Origin of the sequence: Mycobacterium sp. M26 (genome assembly GCF_001494595.1) — a bacterium.
Classification (GTDB): Bacteria; Actinomycetota; Actinomycetes; order Mycobacteriales; family Mycobacteriaceae; genus Mycobacterium.
In genome coordinates this window covers 2,028,019-2,050,268 of the sequence record NZ_LN929908.1, presented here as the reverse complement: position 1 = coordinate 2,050,268, position 22,250 = coordinate 2,028,019, and the positions used below count along the sequence as shown (strand labels likewise).

Here is a 22,250-nt window from a genome sequence, read left to right as displayed (position 1 = left end):
GCTTCCATGAGCAGCGCTGCCGACGACACCCCGCTGTGGCTGTTCGCCGACCAGCTGGGGCCCAGGGTTTACGGCGGCGAGCACGCGCACCGGCCGGTGCTGCTGGTGGAGGCCGCCTCCGCACTGCGCCGACGCCGCTTCCACCGGCAGAAGCTGCACCTGGTGGTCTCGGCGTTGCGACACGCTGCCGCCGATCTCGGGGAGCGCGCCACGCTGCTGCAGGCCGACACCTACACCCAGGCGCTGCGCGACTACGGGCGCCCGGTCCTGGTGCACGAACCGACGTCCTTCGCCGCCGCCGAGTTCGTCGAGCGGCTGCGCCGCGACGGCCTGGTCGCCGATATTCTCCCGACGCCGACATTTGCGCTGCCGCGCAAGGATTTTCACACCTGGGCCGGAACCCGCAAGCGATTCCGGATGGAGGACTTCTACCGCGACCAGAGGCGTCGGTTCGATGTCCTGATGGACGGCTCCGAACCGGTGGGAGGCCGGTGGAACTACGACACCGACAACCGGGAGTCCCCGCCCAAGGGCAGCACCACCCTCGACGTACCCGCTCCGTACCGGCCGCGCGAGGACGAGATCGATGACGCGGTGCGCCGCGATCTCGACGCCATGGGATTGGACACCGTCGGCCGCGACGGACCCCGGCTGTTCCCGGTCACCCCGGCCGAGGCGCGCCGGGCATTGAAGAAGTTCATCGACGACCGGCTTCCGCTGTTCGGCCGCTACGAGGACGCCATGATGGGCGGGGACTGGGCGATGGCCCACTCGCTACTGTCGGTCCCGCTGAATCTGGGGGTGCTGCACCCGCTGGACGCGGTACATGCAGCCGAGAAGGCGTACCGCGACGGCGCCGCCCCGCTGGCCGCCACCGAGGGCTTCATCCGCCAGATCCTGGGCTGGCGCGAATACATGTGGCATCTGTACTGGCATTTCGGGCCGGACTATCTGGACAACAACCGGCTGCAGGCCGACACCCCGCTGCCGCCGTGGTGGGCCGACCTGGACGCCGACGCGATCTCCGCCGAATGTCTGCGTCACGCCGTGGCCGGCGTCCGCGACCGCGGCTGGGTGCACCACATCCAGCGCCTGATGATCCTGGGCAACCACGCCGTGGAGCGCGGCTATCAGCCGCGCGAACTCAGCGACTGGTTCGCCACCGCCTTCGTCGACGGCTTCGCGTGGGTGATGCCGACGAACGTGATCGGCATGAGCCAGCACGCCGACGGCGGCCTGCTGGCCACCAAGCCGTACGCCTCCGGCGGCGCCTACATCAATCGGATGAGTAACCACTGCTCGAGCTGCCGGTTCGACCCGAAGAAGAGGCTCGGCGAGGATGCCTGCCCCTTCACCGCCGGCTACTGGGCTTTCGTGCACCGCCACCAGGACCTGCTGGCCGCCAATATGCGGACGGCGCGGTCGGTGTCCTCGATGCGCAAGCTCGCCGACCTCGATGCGGTGCTGGAGCAGGAAGCCCACCGCGAGGAATTCTGAGCTACCACCGGCCGCCTGCCCCGAATTTTTGCTGCAAGTGGCGGTAGCGGTAGGCCGGTTACCCGTCCGCCCTGGCTCAGCGCATCACTGTGATCCGCATATCTGCCGTGAACTGCCGCTTCCAGAAATCCGACGGTAGGTCGGAAACACTCAGGTCCAGCCTCTGGTGGCAAAAAACTTTGCTGTGGTATCACAGTCTCAGCACGTTCTCAGGTAGGTTCTTAGGACCGCCGTAATTCCCAGAAGGGCAGACATGCAGATCTCGTTACGTTCGCAGCTCATCGCGGGAGTCGCGGTGGTGGGGGCCAGTGCCATCGCCATCACGCCGATCACGCAGCCGAACGTCCTCCCCACCGTGCACGCTCCTGCCATTCAATTGGTGCAGTTCGACAATCCGTTCATCGTCTTCGGCCCTGTCCTGGAATACACCGTCGAGGACATCGCCTCGCTGATCTCCGGTCCGGTGGCCGATCCGTTGCCGATTCTGCGGACGCTGGCCGTCAACCAGATCGGCAATGTCACCGACCTCCTGGTCGCTGCCGGAGCCATCGGCATCGGCGTCGGCGCCTCGCTGTGGAACATCCCGTCCGGCGTGATCACCGCGACCACCGAACTACTCAGCGGTGACGTCCAGGGCGCGATCCTGGCGCTGCAGGCTGCGTTCATCGAGCCCATCGCCGTCGAGCTGACCAACGTGACGATCCCGAAGATCACCAAGGTCGTCACGCAGACCATCGACCACCTCACCGCCCTGGTCAACGTGCTGCCGTCGGCCGTGCTGGGCATCATCACCGCCACCGTCAACGCGGTCACCGCGACCATCGGGGCGACCGTCGCCACCGGCCAGCAGTTTGCGAACAACCTCCAGACGCTGAACTTCGAGGGGATGTGGAACTCCATCATCGACGGCGTGCTGGGCACCACCGGCATCCTCGACACCCTGCGTGCCACCACGATCGGCGGCGGAGCGGGCAGCATCACCTCGGCGATCGGGTCGGCTATCAATGACATCAACGTGGCGATCGGCGGGCCGGCGAGCCAGCTGCCGCAGCCGTCGGCGGCGCTGACCAGCTCGAAGGCCGCCGCAACCGAGGCCAGCACACCCGCGCTGACCAGCACGTCCACCGAGAGCACCGAGACCACCGAGAGCGCCGGCTCGAAGGACTCCGAGAAGGCCGATGACGATGCCGGCACCACCACCACCAAGACCGGCGCCACGGGCGGCAGCCGCCGCTCGGCGACTGCCTCCACCACGGCGACCCCGCCCACTGCGGCCAAACCGGCCAAGAAGGTGGCCGACAGCGTCCGCGACGCGGTCAAGAACCTGACCACGCCCAAGAAGGACGCCGGTTCCTCGGACTCGGCCGAGTAACCCCCCAGCTCAGGTGCCCCTCCGCATGGAGGGGCACCTGATTTCATTCGGGATGAAACGTCAGGGCGGGGTTGTGACGATAGATCCCGCAGAAGGGCCTGAGAAGGCGCTGGCGCACCGTTGTGAGCTGGCTTTCAGGTTTCTCGCAGCTGTCACAACTGCGCTATGTTCGACCGAGACACAGACGGAGGTTCCGTGAAGAAGCTCATCCTCGGTGCTGCCGGTGCGGTTGCGGTAGCTTCGGCAGCCGCGGCCCTCGGCATGGGATCCAGCAGCGCCGACCCCAACGCGGGCGGCACTCTCAACGTTCTCGGCGAGCCCTACTACAAGGCGGTCGCCATCCTGCACGCCCAGGGTGTCTCGACGGTGTTCGGCGGTTCGGTCGGCAGTGACGTCCAGCAGGCCAAGTGTGTGGTGCAGAGCCAGAAGTATCTGGCCAGCGGCAAGATGCAGTTGATGCTGAACTGCACCGAGGCCGCCCAGCCTGAGCCGCCGTCGGCGACATCGGTGTCGACGGCGCCCACTGCCGGCACCCAGGACGGCGGCGGTGCCCGGCCGACACCCGGCGCGCCCGGCGTCGTGACGGTTACCCCGACCCAGGTCGGCTAGTCCGTCAGTCAGCCCTGGGCATCAAGATGCCCTCGCTGGCGCTGAACTGCGCATCCTCCTGGGTGGACAGTCCCATCGAAACGACCGTGCGTGGGAACAGCACATCGGTCAGGTAGGCCAGGGCCACCGCCCAGCGGTTGACCGCCCTCGGCATCGCGTAAAGGTGGTACGCGCGGGTCACCACCTTTGCCGGATATCCGGACAACGGGATGTTGAGCGGGTTGGCCACCGCGTAGCGCGGGCCCAGATCGATCACCAGACCCATGTTGCGGTGCCGGTAGTCCTTGGGTCTGCCATATCCGAGGCTCGCAGCAACATTGCGCGCCAACATCTTTCCCTGCCGGGTGGCATGCTGAGCGGTCGGTGGGGTGATCGTGCCGGGCCGAGTCAGATCGGGTACGGCTGCGGCATCCCCCGCGGCGAACACATCGGAGTGACCCGGAACCTGCAGCCGGGTATCAACTTTCAGTCTGCCCTTGTCGGTCGGCAGTCCCAGTGTCTCGATCAGGGGCGCTGCGGTCACTCCGGTCACCCACGCGACGGTGCGGGTGTCGACCCGCGAATCATCGCTGAGCACAACATGATCGGCGTGCACCTCCTTCAACGTCATGCCCAGCCGGACGTCGATCCCGCGATCGCGTAACACTCGCATGGCGGCACTGCCCAGCTTCTCCCCCACCTCCGGCATGACCTGCTTGGCAACGTCGAGCAGCAGAAAACGCACCGACGCCGGGTCGAACCCACCTTGCTGGGCCGCGGCATCGGCCAGCGCGCGCAGCTGCGCGATCAGCTCGGTTCCGGAGTAGGACGCCCCCACCACCACCACAGTGCGCCGGCCTGCCGCCACGGCCGGATCGTCGTCGAGAGTGGCCAGTTCGAGCTGTTCGAGGACATGGTCACGCAGATACAGGGCCTCTGCGGTGGACTTCAGCCCGCGGGCGTGAATCGCCAGACCGGGAATGTCGAACAGCCGGGTCACTGACCCGGGCGTGAGCACCAACCGATCCCAGCGCAGTTCATGACTGCGCTCCTCGGGATCGGTGTAGGTGAGCGTGCGCCCGGCCAGATCGGCCTTCTCGACGCGACCGCGGACGGCCCGCACACCCTTCAGGGTCCCGGCCAACGGAACCGTGACGAATCGGCCGTCAACCAGTCCGCCGGCCACATCGGGCAGCAGCGGTGTGTACAGCATGTAGTCGACCGGCGAGATGATCGTCACCTCGACGTCGGCCTTCGTGCGCCGGAACTCGCGGGCCAGTCGACGGGCGCATTCGAACCCGGTGAAACCGCTGCCGACGATCACCACAGAAGTCATCGAGCGCTCGGGTACCCGGGCCCCCGCATCACAAACGTCGCCGGCGGTTGCGCCGCGCCGTGACCCCCGAGCAGGATGGGAGGCCTTATGGCGCGATCGCTCGGTCTTGCCCGCTGGGATCTCCTGCGGCCGCTGGACATGCTCTCCTCGGTGTGGTCATCGGCGGCCGCGCTGCCCCCGGTCAGTTCGGGCGCGGCAGTGGCCTATCGGACTCTGTTCATCACCATCAAGCGCCTGGTCGTCGGCCGGACCCTGACCGTACGGCTCGACAGCGGTGACATGACGTTGACGATCACCGAGTTCGACTCGCGCCTGGACGTACGCCGCCTGGCGGTCGGGCAGCTCAACGACGTCCATCTTGCGGCCAGCGACATCGGTTGGGAGCAAAGACGTTTCGACGACGCCCGACTGATCCTGCGCAACGTGCACGTGCGGCCTGGTGTCCCGCCGGTCCTGGTCGCCGCTCCGGTGGAGATCACCCTGGACATGTCGTCACAGGCCCTCACCGAGGTGGTGGGGTTCACCTTCCCGCGATTGGCCGCACATGTCGGTGAGGACGGCGTGGCCCGGCTGACCTGGGCGCGCCGCCCCGGTATCGGTTGGGTCGAGGTCGGCGTCGAAGTCGACGGCACCACGCTGCTGCTGCAGCCGCGGGTGGTCCAACTGGGTCGGCGTCGCTGGCGGCTGCCGACCCGGGTGCCGGCCTACCCGGTGGCGTTACCGGAACTGGGGAGCGGTCTGACGTTGACCGATCTGAGCCTCGGGCCGGGCACCGTAACCCTGTCCGGCAGCCTGCCCGAGTGGCGCGCGGAGGTGCCCCGGGCCCGGGTCGAGGACGTCCTCACCCAACTCGCGGCGGTCGGACGGCCACTGAACCTGTCCCGGCGGCGCCGCGACTGACCGGCGGCGTTCGAAGCGCCGGATCGCCAGCACCACGAGCACCGCAAGAGCCCACCCCAGCAGGATGTCGACGACGTAGTGCTCAGCGGAGTACACCAGCGCGAATGCCATGATGAGCACGTAAGCCGCCAGGGCGGGTCGCCACCAGCGGCCCACCCGGCCCCAGAGGAACGCCGCGATCATCACCGAGAGGCCAGCGTGCAGGGACGGGATGGCCGCCACCAGGTTCACACTGGCCTGGCCCTCGTCGAGCAGGGCACGGGCGACGTCGAGGTGCAGGGTGTTGAAACCGCGGGTGGAGATCCGTTCCACCCAGTCCCGGGCACCGTCGTGCATCGCTCCCACCGGACCCAATAGGCCGCCGTCGGCGGCCGGCCCGGGCCGGAACATGCACGGCGGGTCGGCAGGCCCGCCGGAGATGTCCGCCGACTGGCAGCGTGCTGCCGCCCATGGTGGCGCCGCCGGCAACACCGCGTAGATCGCCAGCGCCCCGAACGACAGCACCACGAACCGCCGCACAAAGGCTTTCCACACCTCGCGGTCGCGCAGCCACAACGCCCCGGCCACGACGTACGGCAGGATGAAGAACGACATGTAGACGGTGCTGACCACCACTTCCCACCAGGGCGGGGTGGGCATCTTGAGCCGCTCCTGTAGCCAGACCGTGGGCACCGACCCGAAGAACATCCGCCGGTCCACATCCGGCTGCCACGCCCACTGGGTGGGCGTGCCGATGAGATCGGCCGCTCCCCTGCTCAGGTCATAGACCACCAGCACCAGCGCGAACGGCAACCAGTCCCGGATCACCAGCAGCACCTGGCGCCGTCCGATACTGGCCGCCAGCAGGCCGGTACAGATGTAGAGCAGAATGAGTTCGCGGTTGAATGCCAAACCGGTTGTGGCGGTGCGAAATACGATCACACCGATCCAGACCGCGATGGCCAGGCGACGCAGCAGCGTCAGCCGGCGGTTTCGCACGTCGGCGATCTGGGTCGCGGTCATCAGTTACCACTTAAGCCGGTCACCGTCGTGGATTACCCATATTCGCGAAACTTCGCGTTCGCCGGGGGTTCACCCGGCAGGTCAGTCCGCGTCCCATGCCGAGGCCACAGCTTCGGCGACGTCGATGACCTTGGCCTGCTGCGTTCCGGGACTGTCGATCTCGTCGGCGACGTAGGCCGCGACGAATCGCCGGATCTCGGTATCGACCCCCGCGACGATGCGCAGGATCTCCCCACGGACCGACTTGGAGGTCACATGCACGGCGATATCGGACGGCCGGGGCTTGGCCACATCGATCACCAGCAGCAGCGGTTCGGCGGCCCTGGCGGTGGCCCGTAGCGCGATATCCCCGTCGACGGTGAAGCGCTGCTTGTCTACCCGAAGGTCGACGACGAGTTCGATGACCAGCGGGATGCGAATACTGAAGGTGATGGTGTCGCCGACGTTGCGCCGCACGATCGGCTGCTGGATGCGCACCTTCGCGGTGACCTTGGCCAGTCCGGCCGGCCCCTGGGCCATCGGGCCCATCTCGAATTCGCCGCCGGCGATCTCGGCGAGTGCGGCGGCCACCCGTTCCTCGGTCACCGCGACATCGAAGAACCGGCGGCCGAATTCCTCGTAGGTGACAAAGGTGTGCGTGTGCATAGGCCTCTACGTTCTCACGCCCGATGTCGATGCAAGAACGCGGACCGGTAACAGTTCGGTCGTGCCAGGCCGGCCCGTCTCAGCTTTTGATGGCGTGCCAGACCAGGTCAGCGATGGACTGGCAGTAGGCGTCGTCGATCGGCTCGCGGGTGTAGAGCGCCCGGATGTTCAGCGGGGCGATGACCAGCTGGACGGCGGCCAGCGCATCCACGCCGGCCCGCAGTTCGCCGCGTTGCGCGGCCCGGTCGGTGATCGTGCGCACCGCGTTGAAACGCTGCTTCCAGAACTCCATCCGGGTGTCGTCGGTGAACGCGGCCCGGTCGTCGACCACCATCGCCCGCATGAGGCTGCGGCCCACGTCGGTATTGACCTGACGAGCCACGGCCGCCGCCAGCGCCTGCAGGTCGGTGCGCAACGATCCGGTATCGGGCGGATGAAGCAGTTCCTCGCTCCAGCTGAGCAACGTGTCCAGGGCGAGTCGCCGGCCGTCGTGCCAATAGGTGGCCACCAGTTTCTCGTCGATACCGTGCCGTGCGCACATCGTCGCGACGCTGAACCGCTCCAAACCCCACCGGGTCAGCTCGTCGAAGGCGGCCTCGAACACCCGACGCCGAAGCTCCTCGGGTACGCCCGGATCCACGAATTCCGACTGCATGTGTTCCCACTCCCGACCCCGCCCGTCATACAACCACTTACCCAGGTACCCCGGACAGATTTCACCGACACGGCTGTAACGCTTCGAAACCCGCCGGGCACCCATGAGCAAGACCACTCCGAAGGAGCACTGATATGAAGCGCACCCACCGCACCATCGCCGCCGCGGTCGCGGCGCTGGCACTCGCCCTCGCGGCCCCGGCCGTCCCGCAGGCGCAGGCGGCAACCATGCCCGCGGATGCCACCTACGTCACCGATATGGCGGCCACCGGCGCCGAACCGATGACGCTGGCGGTGACCGTCGACAAGGAGCAGGTGGTTGCCTACGCCACCAACGGCAGCAACGAAGAGGCCTGGTTCTTCGGCACCCAGAACGGCGGAAAGCTTGACCTGATGTCGATGTACGCCGACCGTATCCAGGCCGACTACGACGGCAGCACGTTGCGCGGAACCCTCACGATGAACGGTGATCAGACCCCGTACGCCTTCAGCGCGGCCGCCGCGGCGGCGCCGGCCGGTATCTACACCGCCACCATGCAGGAGGCGCGCGCCTCCTACGTGGTGCGCCCCGATCGCACCATCACCGGTGTCATGGACAACAGCGCCCCAGGTGACCACAAGGTCACCGACGCGCTGGCCATGCAACAGCAGCAGTACCGCGACCAGGTCCGCCAGATGCGGCTCGACCAGCAGATGCAGCAGGCCCCGCCGATGCAGTACGGCACCTGGACCACTGTTGTGCATGATGTCCCGGTCACCGCGACCCGCGTCAGCGGCGATATGCGTTTCTAAGCGCGCCGGTTACCCTATCCCGCAGTCGAAGTCGGCGAATCTTCGTTACAGTTCGCATGACTTCGACTGCGGGAGAACATGTTGCCGACCGACGAGCGCCCATCCGAGTCACCGCTGCGCAGGGTCATCAGCGGTGCCTCGATCGGAAACGCCGTGGAGTGGTATGACTTTGCCATCTACGGCTTTCTCGCCACGTTCATCTCGGTGAAGTTCTTTCCCCCCGGAAACGAAACGGCGGCCCTGCTCAACACGTTCGCGATCTTCGCGGCCGCCTTCTTCATGCGACCGCTGGGCGGCCTGTTCTTCGGCCCTCTGGGCGACCGCATCGGACGCCAGCGGGTGCTCGCGATCGTCATCCTGCTGATGTCGGGGTCCACTCTGGCGATCGGCCTGCTTCCGACGTATGCCACCGCCGGGGTGTTCGCCCCGCTGGGCCTGCTGGTGCTGCGGTGCCTGCAAGGGTTCTCCGCCGGCGGCGAATACAGCGGTGGCGCAAGTTATCTCGCCGAGTTCGCACCCGACCACCGGCGCGGGTACGTGGTGGCCTACATGGTGTGGTCAGGCAATCTGGGATTCCTCCTCGGCGCGGTGACCGTAACCCTGCTGCAGGCCCTCCTGCCGGCCGGCGCCATGGATGACTACGGCTGGCGGATTCCGTTTCTGGTCGCCGGGCCGCTGGGCATTGTGGGCCTCTACATACGGACGAAGTTGAAGGACAGTCCGGCGTTCGCCGAGCTGTCCGCCGCCGATGACGTCGCCGCCTCACCGCTGAAGGAGGCGGTCACCACCGCATGGGGCCCGATCCTGCGGGTCATCGCCCTGCTGGTGGTCCACAATGTCGGCTTCTATGTGGTGTTCACCTATCTGCCAACGTATTTCATCAAGACGCTGCACTTCTCCAAGACCGTGTCGTTCGTGGCGCTGACGTTGGCCTGCGTGGTGATGCTGGCGCTGGTCCTGCCCCTGGGCGCGCTCTCCGACCGGATCGGGCGACGGCCCCTGCTGATGACAGGTGCGGTGGCCTTCGCGGTGCTGGCCTACCCGGGCTTTCTGCTGCTGAACTCCGGGTCGTTGGCCGCCGCGCTCACCGCCTACCTCCTGCTGGCGGCGTTCGAATCGATCTTCGTCTCGGTCTCCCTGGTCACCGCCACCGAGCAGTTCGCCACCCGGGTGCGCTACAGCGGCCTGTCGGTCGGCTACAACGTCTCGGTCGCGGTGTTCGGCGGCACCACGCCGTATGTCGTGACGCTGCTGGCTGCCAACACCGGCAACGACTACGCCGCGGGCATCTATCTCACGGTCGCCGCGGTGGTGTCCCTCGTCGCGGTGCTGACGTTGCGCGAAACCGCTGCCCGACCGCTACACGCACTCGGCTCTCCGACACCGGACGGCCTCACAGCTCCAGCATCACCGTGACAGGTCCGTCGTTGACCAGCTGGACCTTCATGTCGGCACCGAAGCGCCCGGTCGCCACCTCGGCACCCAGTGTCCGCAGCGTGTCGGCGAACACCGCCACCAGCGGTTCGGCCACCGCGCCGGGCGCGGCTGCGTTCCACGTCGGCCTGCGGCCCTTGGTGGTGTTGGCGTACAGCGTGAACTGACTGATCACCAAGATCGGTGCGCCGACGTCGGCAGCAGACTTCTCATTGTCGAGAATCCTGAGCTGCCAAAGCTTTTCGGCCATCCGAGTGGCCGTGTCCCCGGTGTCGGTGTGGGTGATGCCGACCAGGGCCAGCAGACCCTGACTCTCGGGCCGGATCGCTCCGACCACCTCACCACCCACCGACACCGAGGCCGACGTGACCCGCTGCACCAGCACCCGCATAGGCGCTGATGCTAACTACTCCGAACCGGCCGGTGCGTAGCCGAGGATGGCCTTGGTCTCCAGGAAGTCGGTGAAACCGTCTTCGCCCCACTCCCGGCCGTTGCCGCTGGTCTTGTAGCCACCGAACGGCGCCTTGATGTCGAAGGCGTGGTTGATGGTGACCGCGCCGGCGCGGATCCGCTTGGCCAGCGCCCGGGCCTGATCCAGATCGGCGCCGGAGACGTAGCCGTACAGGCCGTAGTCGGTGTCGTTGCCGATCTCGACGGCCTGGTCCAGGTCGTCGTAGCCGAGGATGCACAGCACCGGGCCGAAGATCTCCTCGCGGGCGATCGTCATCTCGTTGTTCACCCCGGCGAACACGGTCGGGCGCACGTAATACCCCGTGGTCAGTCCCTCGGGCCGGCCCGGGCCGCCGGCGACCACCGTCGCGCCTTCGGCGATGCCCTTTTCGATCAGCCCCTGCACCTTGTCGAACTGCATCCGGGAGGCCACCGGCCCGATCGCCGAGCTGTCGGACAGGTCGCCGACCTTGACACCCTCGGCGGTGGCCTTCGCCACGGCGACGGCCTCGTCCATCCGTGAGTTCGGCACCAGCATCCGCGACGGGGCGTTACAGCTCTGTCCGGAGTTCATCATCATCACCGCGACACCGGCGGCCACGCTCTGACCGAAGGCCTCGTCATCGAGCACGATGTTCGGGCTCTTGCCGCCGAGTTCCTGGCTGACCCGCTTGACGGTCGGGGCGGCGTTGCGGGCCACCTCGATACCGGCCCGCGTCGATCCGGTGAACGACACCATGTCGATGCCGGGGTGGCTGGACAGCGCGACGCCGACGCCGGGCCCGTCGCCGAACACCATGTTGTAGACGCCGGCGGGCAGACCGGCAGCGTCCATGATCTCGGTGAAGATCTGGCCCGAGTAGGGGGCGACCTCGGACGGTTTGAGCACCATGGTGCAGCCGGCGGCCAGCGCCGGGAACACCTTGCAGGCGATCTGGTTGATCGGCCAGTTCCACGGAGTGATCAGCCCGCACACCCCGACCGGCTCCTTGACCACCATGGTCTCGCCGCGCTGCTCTTCGAAGCTGAAGTTCTTCAACACGTCGATGGCGGTGGACAGGTGGCCCAGCCCCATCATCACCTGCGGGCCGGCGGCCAGCGACGGTGGTGCGCCCATCTCCTCGTGCACCGCGTCGGCGAGGTCCTTCGCCCGCTTCTGGTACTGGTCGAGGATCGCCTGCAGCACGTCGAGGCGGTCTTCCTTGGTGCTCACCGACCAGCTGGCGAAGGCGGCGCGGGCGGCCTTGACCGCCTTGTCCACGTCGGCGCTGGAGCCGAGTGCGATCTTGCCGCCGACCTGTTCGGTGGTGGGGTTGTCGACGTCGAGCGTGCGCAGCTCGACCGGGTCCACCCACTGTCCGTCGATGTAGAACTTCAAGTAATCACGCATGGGGCCATCCTGTCATCGCGCGGGTTTTTACTGGGTGCCTTCGGCATACCACGTTCGAAATCGGTCGTACTTCGGCATCTCCTCGGAGTTGGCCTTGGGGTCGATGCACACATGCACCACGCCGACCTTGCCGCTGGCGTACGCGCGGGCGATCGCCGGACCGATCTCCTCCTCTTTCTCCACGTACTCGCCATAGCAGCCGAAACCCTCGGCGATCCGGTCCATTCGGACATCCTTGCTCCAGTGCACCCCAGGCTGGGGTGAGGGCTGCTCGAAGGTCCGCTTGTAGACGCCGACCTCCAGCCCCCACTGGTGGTCGACGCCGACCACGCACACCAGCGGCAGGTTGAGCCTGGCCGCCGTCTCCAGCTCGGCGATGTGGAACAGGAACGCCGAGTCACTGGTCAGCAGCATGACCGGGCGGTTACCGCCCTCGGCCACCGAAGCGCCCACCGCATAGGGCAGGCCAGTGCCGAGGTGCCCGAAGTTCTGATTCCAGATGACGTCGCGGGGTTTTGTCTGCGAGTAGGTCCACTGGAAGATCACGGTCGCGCCGCCGTCGCGGACCAGGATGCCGTCGTCGAGATCGTTGAAGGCCTTGGTGGCCTCGACGACGTAGCGCGCCGGGTGCACTGGGGTGCGGCCGGTCGGGGCTTCCTCGGCCACCCGCGCCAGTTCGGCGGCGTCGGCCTCGATCAGTGCGGCCAGCTTCGGCGAGGGGGTGCGCGGGCTGTCCCGCAGCGCCTCCACCAGTTGCGGCACCACGCCGCGCAGATCGCCGACCAGTGCCACGTCGACCGGCCGGTTGACGCCGATGGCGGCCGGGTCCTGCTCGACGTAGACCCACTTACGGGTGGCGTTGTTGGCAGCCCAGTGCTGGGTGCGGCCGTAGTGCATGGGTTCACCGAGTTCGGTCCCCAGCGCCACACACAGATCGGACTCCTCGACGGCGTCGTTGGCCGCCGGGGAGAACAGGTACGGGAAGGTCCGGTCCTGCAGGCCGGGGATGAACGATGTGCCGCCAGAGGTCTGGATCACCGGGCACGCCATCAGCTCGGCCAGCTGGCGGACGGCATCCTGGGTCCGCGAGGTGTGCACACCATGACCGACCAAGAGCACCGGGTTGCTCGCCGCGCGGATCAGATCGGCGGCCTCGGCGATCTCGCGGCTGCCGGCACCCTGGGCGACGAGTCGATAGACGCTGGGCGGCAACGGGTCCGGGACGTCCAGCTCCTCGAGGATGACGTGGGACGGGAACTCGACATAGGCCGGGCCCGGGGTGCCGGACATGGCCTGACGGATGGCCTCGCGGATGATCTCGTCGGTCTGGTCGGCGTACTCGATCGAGCTGTGGAACTTCACCGACGGCGCGACCAGTGGCTCCTGCGCGACGAATTGGATGCGGCCGCGGCGTACCCGGCGTTCGGTGATGCGAGCACGCTGCCCACCGAGGAAGATCACCGGCGAGTTCTCCACCAGCGCGCACTGGATCGCACCGGCCATATTGGCCATCCCCGGGCCGAGCGTGCCGATGCACAACCCGGGCGCGCCAGTCATCCGCGATGCCGCCTCGGCCATGAAACCCGCGCTGAGCTCATGATGGGGTGCCACCACCGACCACCCGCGGGCGTCGGCTTCGGTGAACATGTGCACGAAGTTGGGGTCGGGGATGCCGAACAGCGTGCGTACTCCCTCGGCCTCGAAGAGGTCGAGAATGCGTGTGTAGACCGGTACCGCCATCGTCATCGTCTCCTGTTGTCGATCTGCGTCACGAATAGAGCCCCGTCAGCCCTCGCCTGCCGAGGCGGCGGGTCAGCTGAGTTCTGGTGGCCGACAGGCCGAATGGCAGCCGCCGCAGCGGCTGGCTGTAGCGCGAGAGCCACGACAGTGTCGTCTCGTCGCAGAAGCCGACCGCGCCGTGCAGTTGGTGGCAGACCCGGAACACCACGTCGGCGGCGTCGATCGCGGCCATCCGAAGGGCCAGCGCGTCATCGGTGTCCAGCGTCCACAGCGCATGCTTGGCCAGGATCTCGCACCCGCTGCGTTCCACCTCGGCCTCGGTGAGCTGGAACTGCACCCCCTGGAATGCCGAGAGGGGCTGGCCGAACTGCTGGCGCAGGGTGATGTGCGCGATCGTGAGTTCGATGGCGCGGTCGAGCATGCCCAGCAGCGTCCAGCACGGCAGGATCAGGCCGAGGGCCACGTCGGCAGCACCGTCGGTGTCCAGCGGGGCCACGTCCAGCGTCGTGATGAAGGCCGGGCCACCGGTGCGGCCGGGCGTCGCGATACCGCGGTGTCCGTCGAGAGTGACGGCAGCCCAACGGTTGTCGAGTCCGGCCACCGCACCCTCCGGGGTGTCCGAGATGACGATGAGGCCGTCCACGTCAAGGTCGACGGGCCGGGCCAGGCGTTCGGCCAGCGGGTAGGGCAACGCCCAGTACCCGGCGCTTCGGCACAGTGCCGCGGCCGCCTCCCGCGAGTCGGGATCGCTGCGCACCTCCAGATCCCACGCACCGAGTTCGGCCAGCACCGGGGCCACCAGGGCGGCGCGCTCCCCCGGCGCGGCTTCGGCCCGCGCAACCAGCTCGTCGCCGCCGGCGGCGTCGAACGCCCGCAGCGCCTGGCGGCCGAATTCGACGGCGTCATCGCAGAGTTCGAGCTTCATCGCCGGCCGCCTCCGAGCAGGGCTCGCGACATCAGGATGCGCTGCATCTCGATGCTGCCCGACGCCACGGTCGCCGATTGCGAGTAGCGCCAATGGTCTTCAACCTCGGCCCGGAAATACCGGCTCGTCTCATCATCACGGGGCACGGTGGCGATGATCTCCATCAACACCTCGGCACTGTCCTGGTCCAGCCGGGTCACCGCGATGCGGTAGCCGGCGGCATCAGCGGGCTGGATGCGCCCACTGGTCTGCAGTGCCACCACTCGATAGGCCAGCAGGCGGGCTCGCCGGCAATGGGTCAACATCCGGGCCCAGCGGCCGCGCAGCTCTTCGGGAACCCGCTCCCAGCGATCACCGAGCACCTCGGGGGCAAGCATCAGAAGTCGTTCGCAGCGGGCATATCTCGCGATCCCGACCCGCTCGAACGACAGTACGTCCTGCACGATCGACCAGCCACCGTCGAGGGGGCCGAGCAGATCAGCCTCGGTGACCCGCAGGTTGTCGAAGAACACCTCATTGAGGTGGTGCGGACCCATCATCGACCGGATCGGCCGCACCTCGATGGCGGGGTCGCTCATCGGCACCAGAAAGATGCTGAGCCCCTGCTGCTTCTTCTCGCCCCTGCTGGTTCGGGCCAGCAGGAAGCACCACTGCGCCATGGTCGCGTACGAGGTCCAGATCTTCTGGCCGCTGATCAGCCAGCCGTCTGAACCATCTGCGGCCCGGCGTGCCGTGGTGCGCAGCGACGCCAGATCCGAGCCCGCCTCGGGTTCGGAGAAGCCCTGACACCAGATCACCTCACCGGCCGCGATCGGCGGCAGATGCCGGCGGCGCTGCTCGTCGGTGCCGTACCGCATCAGTGTCGGACCGACCCAGTTGACGCCCATGTACTGCGCGCCGCGCGGTTCGTGATGCGCCCACATCTCCTCGCGCACCACGGTCTGCTCCCATACCGAGGCGCCGCGCCCGCCGAACTCCTCCGGCCAGGCCAGGCAGAGCAGACCCTTCTCGGCTAACGTGCGGCAGAACTGCTGTGCGACCGCAAGATCCGCGGGATTGTCGGTGAAGGCGCCAAGAAAGGTCGGCGGCACGTGCTCGGCGATGAGCGCGCGCAGTTCGGTGCGCAGCGCCGCGGCCGCCGGCCCCATGTCGAAGTCCATGCTCACGTCAGGTCCGCCTCGGCCAGGCCCAGTTCGGCGAGCACGGCCTCGGTGTCGGCGCCCAACTGCGGGGCGCCGCCCCTGATGTGGCCCGGGGTACGGGAGAACCAGGTGGGGATACCCGGCAGGCGGGCGGTGCCGTGCGGCATGTCCACCGTCTCGAAGAAGCCGACAGCGTTGAGATGTTCGTTGCCGAACAGTTCCTCGGGCGTGTTCAGCGGCGCCGCCGGAATCTCCAGGCGTACGAACAGGTCCAGCCACTCGGCGGTGGTGCGTTCGGTCATCGTCTGCGCCACCAGCCCGTAGATGGTGTCGATCTCGGCGGCGCGTGCCTCCAGCGTCGCAAACCGCTCGTTGTTCCAGTCCGGGCGCACCGCCTCGACGAAACTGGCCCAGTGCTTGTCGTTGTAGATCAGCGCCGAGAGATAACCGTCCTTGGTGCGATAGGGCTTGCGGTTGGGCGCGATGGTCCGGTGATACATGGCCGGGCCCAGCGGCGGTGAGAACATCGCCCCGTTCGCGTGCTCGACGAGGATGAAGGAGGCCATCGTTTCGAACATCGCGACCTCCACCTCCTGCCCCTCGCCGGTGCGCTCGCGGTGGAACAGCGCCATCATCGTGGCGTACACGGCGGTCAGTCCGGCCACCTTGTCGGCGATGATCGAGGCCACGTAGTTGGCCTCACCGGTCAGCTCCTTCTGCACAGCGGGCAGCCCGCATTCGGCCTGGATGGTGTCGTCGTAGGCGGGCCGGTCGCACTCGGGACCACGCCTCCCATAGCCGTAGCAGTTGGTGTAGACGATCGACGGGTTGAGGGCGGTAACGTCGTCGTAGCCGAAACCGAGCCGGGTGATCGCCTTGGAGCGCATCGAATGGATGAACACATCGGCCTCGGCGATCAGTGCCCGCAACGCCGCCCTGCCCTCGTCACTGCGCAGGTCGAGCACCACACTGCGCTTACCGCGGTTGACGTTGACGAACACACCGCTCATTCCCGGTGCGGGACCGACGGAGACGTAGCGGGTGTCATCACCCTGCGGCGGTTCGATCTTGATGACGTCGGCGCCCATATCGGCCAGGATCTGTGTGCAGTAGGGCCCCATCACCATCGCGGTCAGGTCCACCACCCGCACCCCGGCCAACGGTCCGCCACCAGAGGTCTCAGACATCCCCGCCCCCGCCTGCCATCGCGAAGCTGTAGCCGATGTGGTCGTTGTGACCGGCGGGGACCACCGGGAAGATCAGTGGCGCAGTGGCGTCGCAGATCTCGTCGATCCGCTGCGCGACACCCTCGATTGTCCAGGCCGGCTGGTACACACCCGGCGTCTCGGCGACCACCACCCGGGCCACCCGCCCGGCGATCGCAGCCAGTAGTTCGCCTGTGATCGAACAGGTTTCGTGTGCGAGCCAGCCCACCACCGGAGCGACGAGCTCGGGTCCCATTGGCGGGTAGGCCGAGGTGTCGATCCCCTCGGCCATCCTGGTCAGCGCGCCGGGGACGATGACGTTGGAGGTCACATTGTGCGGCGCCCCCTCGAGGGCGGCGACGTGGGACAGGCCGATGATCCCGGCCTTGGCCGCCGCGTAGCTGGCCACCCCGTGATTGCCGTACAGTCCGCCGATCGACGAGGTCAGCACCACCCGGCCGTAGCCCGCCTCGCACATCGTGGCGAAGGCGGGGCGCAACACGTGGAAGGCACCGCGCAGGTGTACGTCGAGCACGGTGTCGAAGTCTGTCTCGGTCATCTCCGAGAGCGGGGCGCGGCGCACGATGCCCGCGTTGTGGATCAGGATGTCCACCCGCCCATAGTGTTCCAGCGCGGCGGCGACAACGGCAGCGCCGCCGGCGGCGGTGGCCACCGACTCGGTGCTGGCGATCGCCGTTGCACCGGCGGCGCGGATCTCCTCGACCACCTGGTGTGCGGGGGCGGTGTCGGCACCGTCACCGGCCAGGCCGGCTCCGCTGTCGTTGACCACCACGGCTGCTCCCCTGGCGGCGAGCAGCAGGGCGTACTGGCGGCCGAGTCCGCGGCCGGCGCCGGTGATCACGGCCACCCGGCCGTCGAACCTCAGGTCAGCCATCGGCCAGCCCTACCCCCGCCGACAGTAACCTCACGGCGGAGATTGGCCGGATTTTCCGCCGTGAGGTTACTGTCGCGACCCAGCCCGTCAACTCCTCAGCTCCAGACCGTCGAGGTCGCCGGCGGCACGCCACTGCGCCAGCAGGTCGTCGAACGCGTAGAAGCCCGGTGTGTAGAAGTCCCCCAGGAACGAGGCGTTGCCCTCGGACCCGCCCCGGCCCTCATTGTTGTAATAGCCCGGAGTGCAGGACAATTCGAAGGCGGAGTTGTCAATTGACAGGTTGCGGACGGTCCTGATCCAGTTGTCCTGGCCCGCGCTGCTGGGTTCGACGGTGACCGCACCCCGGTTCTGCGCCTCGGCGATGATGTAGGCGATGTGCTGAGCCTGCTGCTCGAACATCGCGGTGGTGTTGGCCGAGACCCCGCCCTGGATGAAACCGGTGAAGAACTGGTTGGGAAAACCCCGGCTGGTCATCCCGTGCAGCGTCTTGTAACTGTCCTTCCAGTGGTCGAACAACGACAGCCCGTCGCGGCCTTCGATGACGTCGATGGCGTAACGCCGGCTGATCTCGGTGGAGATCTCGAATCCGCTGGCGAAGATCACGCAGTCGACCTCGTATTCGGTGCCGTTGGCGACGATGCCCTTCTCTGTCAGCCGTTCCACCCCTTTGGCCGCTGACACGTCGACCAGCGTCACATTCGGCCGGTTGAACGCCGGCACGTAATCCTCGCTCGAGCAGGGCCGTTTGCACATGAACCGGTAGTACGGCTTGAGCGCCTCAGCCGTCCGCGCATCGGTCACGATGCCCGCGATGCGCCGACGCAGGCGCTCCATGATCTTGTAGTCCTCCTCCTCCCGGATGGCCATGATCTCCTCGACGCCCAGCGCCGCGGGGTTCTCGCTGGCCCCGATCCGCGCGGTGACGTTGCGGCCCAGTTCCGTCCAGAAGTCGCACACCAGATCCGGTTCGCCGAAGACCACGCCGACGAACGGCGACCAGTTGTGGAAGTTGCGCTTGCGCTCATCCTGCCAGCCGGGCTGTAGCGAACGGGCCCAGTCCGGGTCGGTAGGGGTGTTGGCCCGCTCATCCACCGAGGAGGGGGTGCGCTGAAACACGTAGAGCTGCTGGGCGTCCCGGCTCAGGTGCGGGACCAGCTGGACACCGGTGGCTCCGGTGCCGACCAGGGCGACCCGCTTATCCGCGAGCTTGGTCAATCCGCCGCTGGCGTCGCCGCCGGTGTAGTCGTAATCCCAGCGGGCCGAATGGAACACGTGACCGCCGGCGTCCCGGAACGTGTCGATGCCCGGGATACCAGGCAGTTTGGGCCGGTTGTAGGAGCCCTGCGCCATCACCACGAACCGGGCCCGGATATCGTCGCCCCGGTCGGTGCTGATGCGCCAGCGGTTCAGCGCGGAATCCCAGCGCAGTTCGCGCACCTGGGTGGAGAACAGCGCGCCGTCGTAGAGCCCGAAGTGCTTGCCGATATTGCGGCAGTGCGCAAAGATCTCGGCGCCGTCGGCGTACTTCTTGCTCGGCATGAAGCCGAGTTCCTCCAGCATCGGGATGTAGCAGTAGGAGTCGTTGTCACACTGGATTCCGGGAAACCGGTTCCAGTACCAGACCCCGCCGAAGTCGCCGGCCATCTCGATCATCCGGACGCCCTCAACACCGGCCTTCTTCAGATACGCCCCGGCCAGCAGTCCGGCGAACCCCCCGCCGAGCACTACCACATCGGCGTCCTCGGCGATCGGATCACGTTCCGGCGCAGGCGTGTAGGGGTCCACCTCGTAGAAGTCCGAATACTCGCCGGAAAGCTCCAGATACTGTGCGGAGCCTTCCCGGCGCAGCCGCTTCTCCCGTTCCAACCGGTACTTCTCGCGCAGCGCGTCGATGTCGACGTCCTGCGGTACATCGGTGGGCCCGCAGTCCGGGATCACTGGCCACCCTCCTCGCCGAGCGCGCGGGGTTCCCCGGCGCCCATGTACCTGGACAACTGGTAGTGCAGGTTCACCGTGCTGCGCTCGCGGTACGGGTTGGGCATGGTGCCCGGAAATCCCATCGACTTCATGCCTTGTTGCACGGCTGCCATATTGGAGAAGTCCTGCGGCAGGACGCTGCGCCACCGCGGATCGCCGACCGGGGTGTACTCCCACTCTGTCTGCGGCTCTTGGCCTTTCGGGTAGAGCTCGTAGACGGCCGCCTCGAAGATGCACCTGTCCGGGTTGTACCCGGGATCGGGTCGCGCGCTGTAGCACAGCGCGCTGGTCAGGCCCTGGCCGATCTGGAAGTTCGGGAAGATCTGCCAGGCCGTCCCACTCTGCCCGAGCACGTCGGGCGGAATCTCCGGCCAGATCACTCCGCGGGCGGCGTCATCGCGGCGCGCCGAGGCCAGCCAGTGTTCGAGCACTTTGTCCGCCGGGGTGCCCTCGGGGAGTTCGTCGACCAGGCGCAGGGCGGCGTTCACCAACGTCTGGGTGGTGGTCGCGTTGGTTTCCTCCATCGTGTACACCTGCATCTCCGCGGTCGAGATGCGCGGATCACCGGTGCCCAGCCTGATCTTGGACTGGGTCTCGGCCATCTCCTCGGGCGCGTCGTAGCCGATGTTGCTGTGCTTGCCCTGCGCCCGGGCCCAGCCCTTGAACTCGCCGAACCGGTTGAACTCCGGATGGGTGGTGTACACGTGATAGGTCTCGTTGAAGGCCTCCAGGGCGACCTTCCAGTTGCAGTCGAACTGCAGCCACTTGCGCCATTTGCACCGCATGTTCTCCAGCCCGAACGGGTCCAGGATCTTCGCGGCGGGGTGCAGATAGTCGGCCAGCGGTTCGCAATCGGGATCCATGTTGATCCACAGCCAGCCGCCCCAGGTGTCGACGGCGACCGGCCGCAGGTGGGTGTTGGCCGGCGTCAGCGCGCCTTTCCAGTCGGCCTCTTCCCGGATGTGGGTGCAGGAGCCGTCCAACCCGTATGTCCAGCCGTGGAATCCGCAGACGAAGGACTTCCGGGCCCGCCCGACGGCGTTGCGGGCCCCGGCCGGGACGTCGACCAGCCGACGGCCCCGATGCATGCACACGTTGTGATGGGCAGCGAATTCCGTTGGGCCCGTTCGTACGATGATGATCGAATCGTCAAGGATGTCATAGGTCAGGTAGCCGCCAACCTCGGGCAGCTCCTCCACGCGGCCGACCTGCTGCCACACCTTGCGCCACAACCGGTCGCGCTCGGCGCGGGCGTACTCCGGCGAGATGTAGGCCTGGACCGGCACCGTCATCGGTTCACCGAGTTCGTCGTCCATCAGATCCTCCGGATGGCTTGTCTGAAGGCGTCGTCCTTCAGGAACAGCGAGGTGTTATCGGCGCCCAGATGGCTCCACTTCAGGTCCAATCCGCCGTCGACGAGCAGGGTTTGGCCGGTGATGTAGCTCGCCAGGTCTGACAGCAGGAACAGGATCGGACCGGCCTGCTCCTGCGGGTGGCCGCGGCGGCCCATGGCGATGGCAGCGGCGTCGCGCTGCGGGTCCGGCTCGACGTAGGTGCGCGAGGCCTCGGTTTCGGTCACGCCGGGAGCGATCGCATTGACCCGGATGTTGTCCAGCGCCAGCTCCAGTGCCATGGTGCGGGTCGCGGCAACGATCGCGGCTTTCGCTGTGCCGTAGGCGATGTGGAAGGGTGCGGTGTTCATCCCGCTGATCGAGGACACTGACACGATGGACCCGGGACCGCCGGCTGCCCGGATCTCGGCGGCCACCGCCTGGCTCATGAAGAACATCGTCTCGAGGTTGGCGGCGAACAACTCGCGCCAGTCGGATCGGGTGACGCGGGTGGCAGGCATCCATGTCGACGGGGCGGCTCCGCCGGCGATGTTGACCAGGCCGTACAACCGGCCGGGACACTCCCGCGCCGCGGCCAGGACTGTCGCGATCCCGTCATCGGTGCCGGCATCGGCGGCCACCGGCACCACCGGCAACCCCGCGTCCACCAACGGTCCGATGTGCTCGGCCAGGTTGTCGGCGGATCGACTGACCGCGAGCACTGTCGCCCCGGCGCGGGCGGCCATCTCGGTGACCGTGGTCCCGATCCCCCCGCCACCAGCGCCCGAGACCACGACGATGCGACCGTCAAGGCTCAGGAGATCTGCCATGACCCACTTTCGCTCGCCGATTTGTCCGGACCAACATCATGACTCTGCCGAATGGAGAACATCATTCCGCAGCAGTTATATCGCGGTCAAGGGGATGATTCGGACTTTTCGGCGCTATTGTCTGGACTAGTTGACCTTGATACCG

General features: G+C 67.3%; 19 protein-coding genes. 5 read left to right on the top strand and 14 right to left on the bottom strand.

The genetic code is table 11. The annotated features are described in order from the left end of the window. Nucleotides 1-6: 6 nt before the first annotated feature. From BN3385_RS19050 to BN3385_RS19040, 3 genes are all read left to right on the top strand, one after another. The gene (locus BN3385_RS19050; RefSeq protein WP_059019001.1) at nt 7-1,497 is read left to right on the top strand and encodes a cryptochrome/photolyase family protein; all 1,491 of its coding nucleotides are present in this window, start codon (nt 7-9) and stop codon (nt 1,495-1,497) included. Between the two features lie 253 nt (nt 1,498-1,750). Next, nucleotides 1,751-2,869 (top strand): hypothetical protein, encoded by a 1,119-nt coding sequence (locus BN3385_RS19045; RefSeq protein ID WP_059018999.1) that lies wholly within the window; start codon nt 1,751-1,753, stop codon nt 2,867-2,869. A 195-nt stretch (nt 2,870-3,064) separates the two neighbouring features. Further along, the gene (locus BN3385_RS19040) at nt 3,065-3,478 is read left to right on the top strand and encodes a hypothetical protein (RefSeq protein ID WP_059018997.1); all 414 of its coding nucleotides are present in this window, start codon (nt 3,065-3,067) and stop codon (nt 3,476-3,478) included. Nucleotides 3,479-3,482: 4 nt separating this feature from the next. Here the strand turns inward: BN3385_RS19040 and BN3385_RS19035 are convergent, their stop codons facing one another. The 4 genes from BN3385_RS19035 to BN3385_RS19020 form a co-directional block, all read right to left on the bottom strand. Then, nucleotides 3,483-4,793, bottom strand: coding sequence for an NAD(P)/FAD-dependent oxidoreductase (locus BN3385_RS19035; protein ID WP_059018995.1), 1,311 nt, complete (start codon nt 4,791-4,793; stop codon nt 3,483-3,485). 717 nt (nt 4,794-5,510) lie between these two features. Next, complete coding sequence (locus BN3385_RS19030) at nt 5,511-6,695, bottom strand: phosphatase PAP2 family protein (protein WP_156432807.1); 1,185 nt, start codon at nt 6,693-6,695, stop codon at nt 5,511-5,513. Nucleotides 6,696-6,776: 81 nt separating this feature from the next. Continuing rightward, a complete protein-coding gene (locus tag BN3385_RS19025) occupies nt 6,777-7,340 on the bottom strand; it encodes a hypothetical protein (protein ID WP_059018993.1) in 564 nt (187 codons plus the stop codon). A gap of 79 nt (nt 7,341-7,419) precedes the next feature. After that, complete coding sequence (locus tag BN3385_RS19020; RefSeq protein ID WP_059018991.1) at nt 7,420-7,995, bottom strand: TetR-like C-terminal domain-containing protein; 576 nt, start codon at nt 7,993-7,995, stop codon at nt 7,420-7,422. A 134-nt stretch (nt 7,996-8,129) separates the two neighbouring features. Between BN3385_RS19020 and BN3385_RS19015 the strand changes: the two genes are divergently transcribed. Next, nucleotides 8,130-8,786, top strand: coding sequence for a hypothetical protein (locus BN3385_RS19015; RefSeq protein WP_059018990.1), 657 nt, complete (start codon nt 8,130-8,132; stop codon nt 8,784-8,786). 78 nt (nt 8,787-8,864) lie between these two features. Next, nucleotides 8,865-10,202, top strand: a complete 1,338-nt coding sequence (locus BN3385_RS19010; protein ID WP_059018988.1) for an MFS transporter — start codon at nt 8,865-8,867, stop codon at nt 10,200-10,202. Here the strand turns inward: BN3385_RS19010 and dtd are convergent. From dtd to BN3385_RS18960, 10 genes are all read right to left on the bottom strand, one after another. Further along, a complete protein-coding gene (dtd, locus tag BN3385_RS19005; protein WP_059018986.1) occupies nt 10,180-10,611 on the bottom strand; it encodes a D-aminoacyl-tRNA deacylase in 432 nt (143 codons plus the stop codon). The two genes, BN3385_RS19010 and dtd, sit on opposite strands and share 23 nt — an antisense overlap. Nucleotides 10,612-10,626: 15 nt before the next feature. Beyond that, on the bottom strand, nt 10,627-12,060 hold the full coding sequence (locus BN3385_RS19000) for an aldehyde dehydrogenase family protein (RefSeq protein WP_059018984.1): 1,434 nt from the start codon (nt 12,058-12,060) through the stop codon (nt 10,627-10,629). Between the two features lie 27 nt (nt 12,061-12,087). After that, nucleotides 12,088-13,800 (bottom strand): thiamine pyrophosphate-binding protein, encoded by a 1,713-nt coding sequence (locus BN3385_RS18995; RefSeq protein WP_059022151.1) that lies wholly within the window; start codon nt 13,798-13,800, stop codon nt 12,088-12,090. 28 nt (nt 13,801-13,828) lie between these two features. Further along, nucleotides 13,829-14,725, bottom strand: a complete 897-nt coding sequence (locus tag BN3385_RS18990; protein ID WP_059018982.1) for an acyl-CoA dehydrogenase family protein — start codon at nt 14,723-14,725, stop codon at nt 13,829-13,831. After that, nucleotides 14,722-15,885 carry an acyl-CoA dehydrogenase family protein gene (locus BN3385_RS18985; RefSeq protein ID WP_059018980.1) on the bottom strand — a complete coding sequence of 388 codons (1,164 nt, stop codon included), beginning with the start codon at nt 15,883-15,885 and terminating at the stop codon, nt 14,722-14,724. Before BN3385_RS18985 ends, BN3385_RS18990 begins: the two co-directional genes overlap by 4 nt. Before the next feature lie 2 nt (nt 15,886-15,887). Then, complete coding sequence (locus BN3385_RS18980) at nt 15,888-17,054, bottom strand: CaiB/BaiF CoA transferase family protein (protein WP_059018978.1); 1,167 nt, start codon at nt 17,052-17,054, stop codon at nt 15,888-15,890. Further along, the gene (locus tag BN3385_RS18975; RefSeq protein WP_059018976.1) at nt 17,047-17,967 is read right to left on the bottom strand and encodes an SDR family NAD(P)-dependent oxidoreductase; all 921 of its coding nucleotides are present in this window, start codon (nt 17,965-17,967) and stop codon (nt 17,047-17,049) included. The genes BN3385_RS18980 and BN3385_RS18975 overlap by 8 nt, the downstream gene beginning before the upstream one ends. An 87-nt stretch (nt 17,968-18,054) precedes the next feature. Continuing rightward, entirely contained in the window at nt 18,055-19,902 is a 1,848-nt protein-coding gene (locus tag BN3385_RS18970; protein WP_059022149.1) for a flavin-containing monooxygenase, read from the bottom strand. Next, nucleotides 19,902-21,260, bottom strand: a complete 1,359-nt coding sequence (locus tag BN3385_RS18965; RefSeq protein WP_059018974.1) for an aromatic ring-hydroxylating oxygenase subunit alpha — start codon at nt 21,258-21,260, stop codon at nt 19,902-19,904. The genes BN3385_RS18970 and BN3385_RS18965 overlap by 1 nt, the downstream gene beginning before the upstream one ends. Then, nucleotides 21,260-22,105, bottom strand: a complete 846-nt coding sequence (locus tag BN3385_RS18960) for an SDR family NAD(P)-dependent oxidoreductase (protein ID WP_059018972.1) — start codon at nt 22,103-22,105, stop codon at nt 21,260-21,262. The genes BN3385_RS18965 and BN3385_RS18960 overlap by 1 nt, the downstream gene beginning before the upstream one ends. Between the last annotated feature and the right edge of the window lie 145 nt (nt 22,106-22,250).

Bases quoted from the DNA above. Each gene is read 5' to 3' on its own strand.
- BN3385_RS18985 (WP_059018980.1), bottom strand. From the start codon at position 15,885: ATGGACTTCGACATGGGGCCGGCGGCCGCGGCGCTGCGCACCGAACTG.
- BN3385_RS18965 (WP_059018974.1), bottom strand. From the start codon at position 21,260: ATGGACGACGAACTCGGTGAACCGATGACGGTGCCGGTCCAGGCCTAC.
- BN3385_RS18990 (WP_059018982.1), bottom strand. From the start codon at position 14,725: ATGAAGCTCGAACTCTGCGATGACGCCGTCGAATTCGGCCGCCAGGCG.
- BN3385_RS19045 (WP_059018999.1), top strand. From the start codon at position 1,751: ATGCAGATCTCGTTACGTTCGCAGCTCATCGCGGGAGTCGCGGTGGTG.
- BN3385_RS18975 (WP_059018976.1), bottom strand. From the start codon at position 17,967: ATGGCTGACCTGAGGTTCGACGGCCGGGTGGCCGTGATCACCGGCGCC.
- BN3385_RS19035 (WP_059018995.1), bottom strand. From the start codon at position 4,793: ATGACTTCTGTGGTGATCGTCGGCAGCGGTTTCACCGGGTTCGAATGC.
- dtd (WP_059018986.1), bottom strand. From the start codon at position 10,611: ATGCGGGTGCTGGTGCAGCGGGTCACGTCGGCCTCGGTGTCGGTGGGT.
- BN3385_RS18960 (WP_059018972.1), bottom strand. From the start codon at position 22,105: ATGGCAGATCTCCTGAGCCTTGACGGTCGCATCGTCGTGGTCTCGGGC.
- BN3385_RS18980 (WP_059018978.1), bottom strand. From the start codon at position 17,054: ATGTCTGAGACCTCTGGTGGCGGACCGTTGGCCGGGGTGCGGGTGGTG.
- BN3385_RS19050 (WP_059019001.1), top strand. From the start codon at position 7: ATGAGCAGCGCTGCCGACGACACCCCGCTGTGGCTGTTCGCCGACCAG.
- BN3385_RS19010 (WP_059018988.1), top strand. From the start codon at position 8,865: ATGTTGCCGACCGACGAGCGCCCATCCGAGTCACCGCTGCGCAGGGTC.
- BN3385_RS19000 (WP_059018984.1), bottom strand. From the start codon at position 12,060: ATGCGTGATTACTTGAAGTTCTACATCGACGGACAGTGGGTGGACCCG.
- BN3385_RS19020 (WP_059018991.1), bottom strand. From the start codon at position 7,995: ATGCAGTCGGAATTCGTGGATCCGGGCGTACCCGAGGAGCTTCGGCGT.
- BN3385_RS18995 (WP_059022151.1), bottom strand. From the start codon at position 13,800: ATGGCGGTACCGGTCTACACACGCATTCTCGACCTCTTCGAGGCCGAG.
- BN3385_RS19025 (WP_059018993.1), bottom strand. From the start codon at position 7,340: ATGCACACGCACACCTTTGTCACCTACGAGGAATTCGGCCGCCGGTTC.
- BN3385_RS19015 (WP_059018990.1), top strand. From the start codon at position 8,130: ATGAAGCGCACCCACCGCACCATCGCCGCCGCGGTCGCGGCGCTGGCA.
- BN3385_RS19030 (WP_156432807.1), bottom strand. From the start codon at position 6,695: ATGACCGCGACCCAGATCGCCGACGTGCGAAACCGCCGGCTGACGCTG.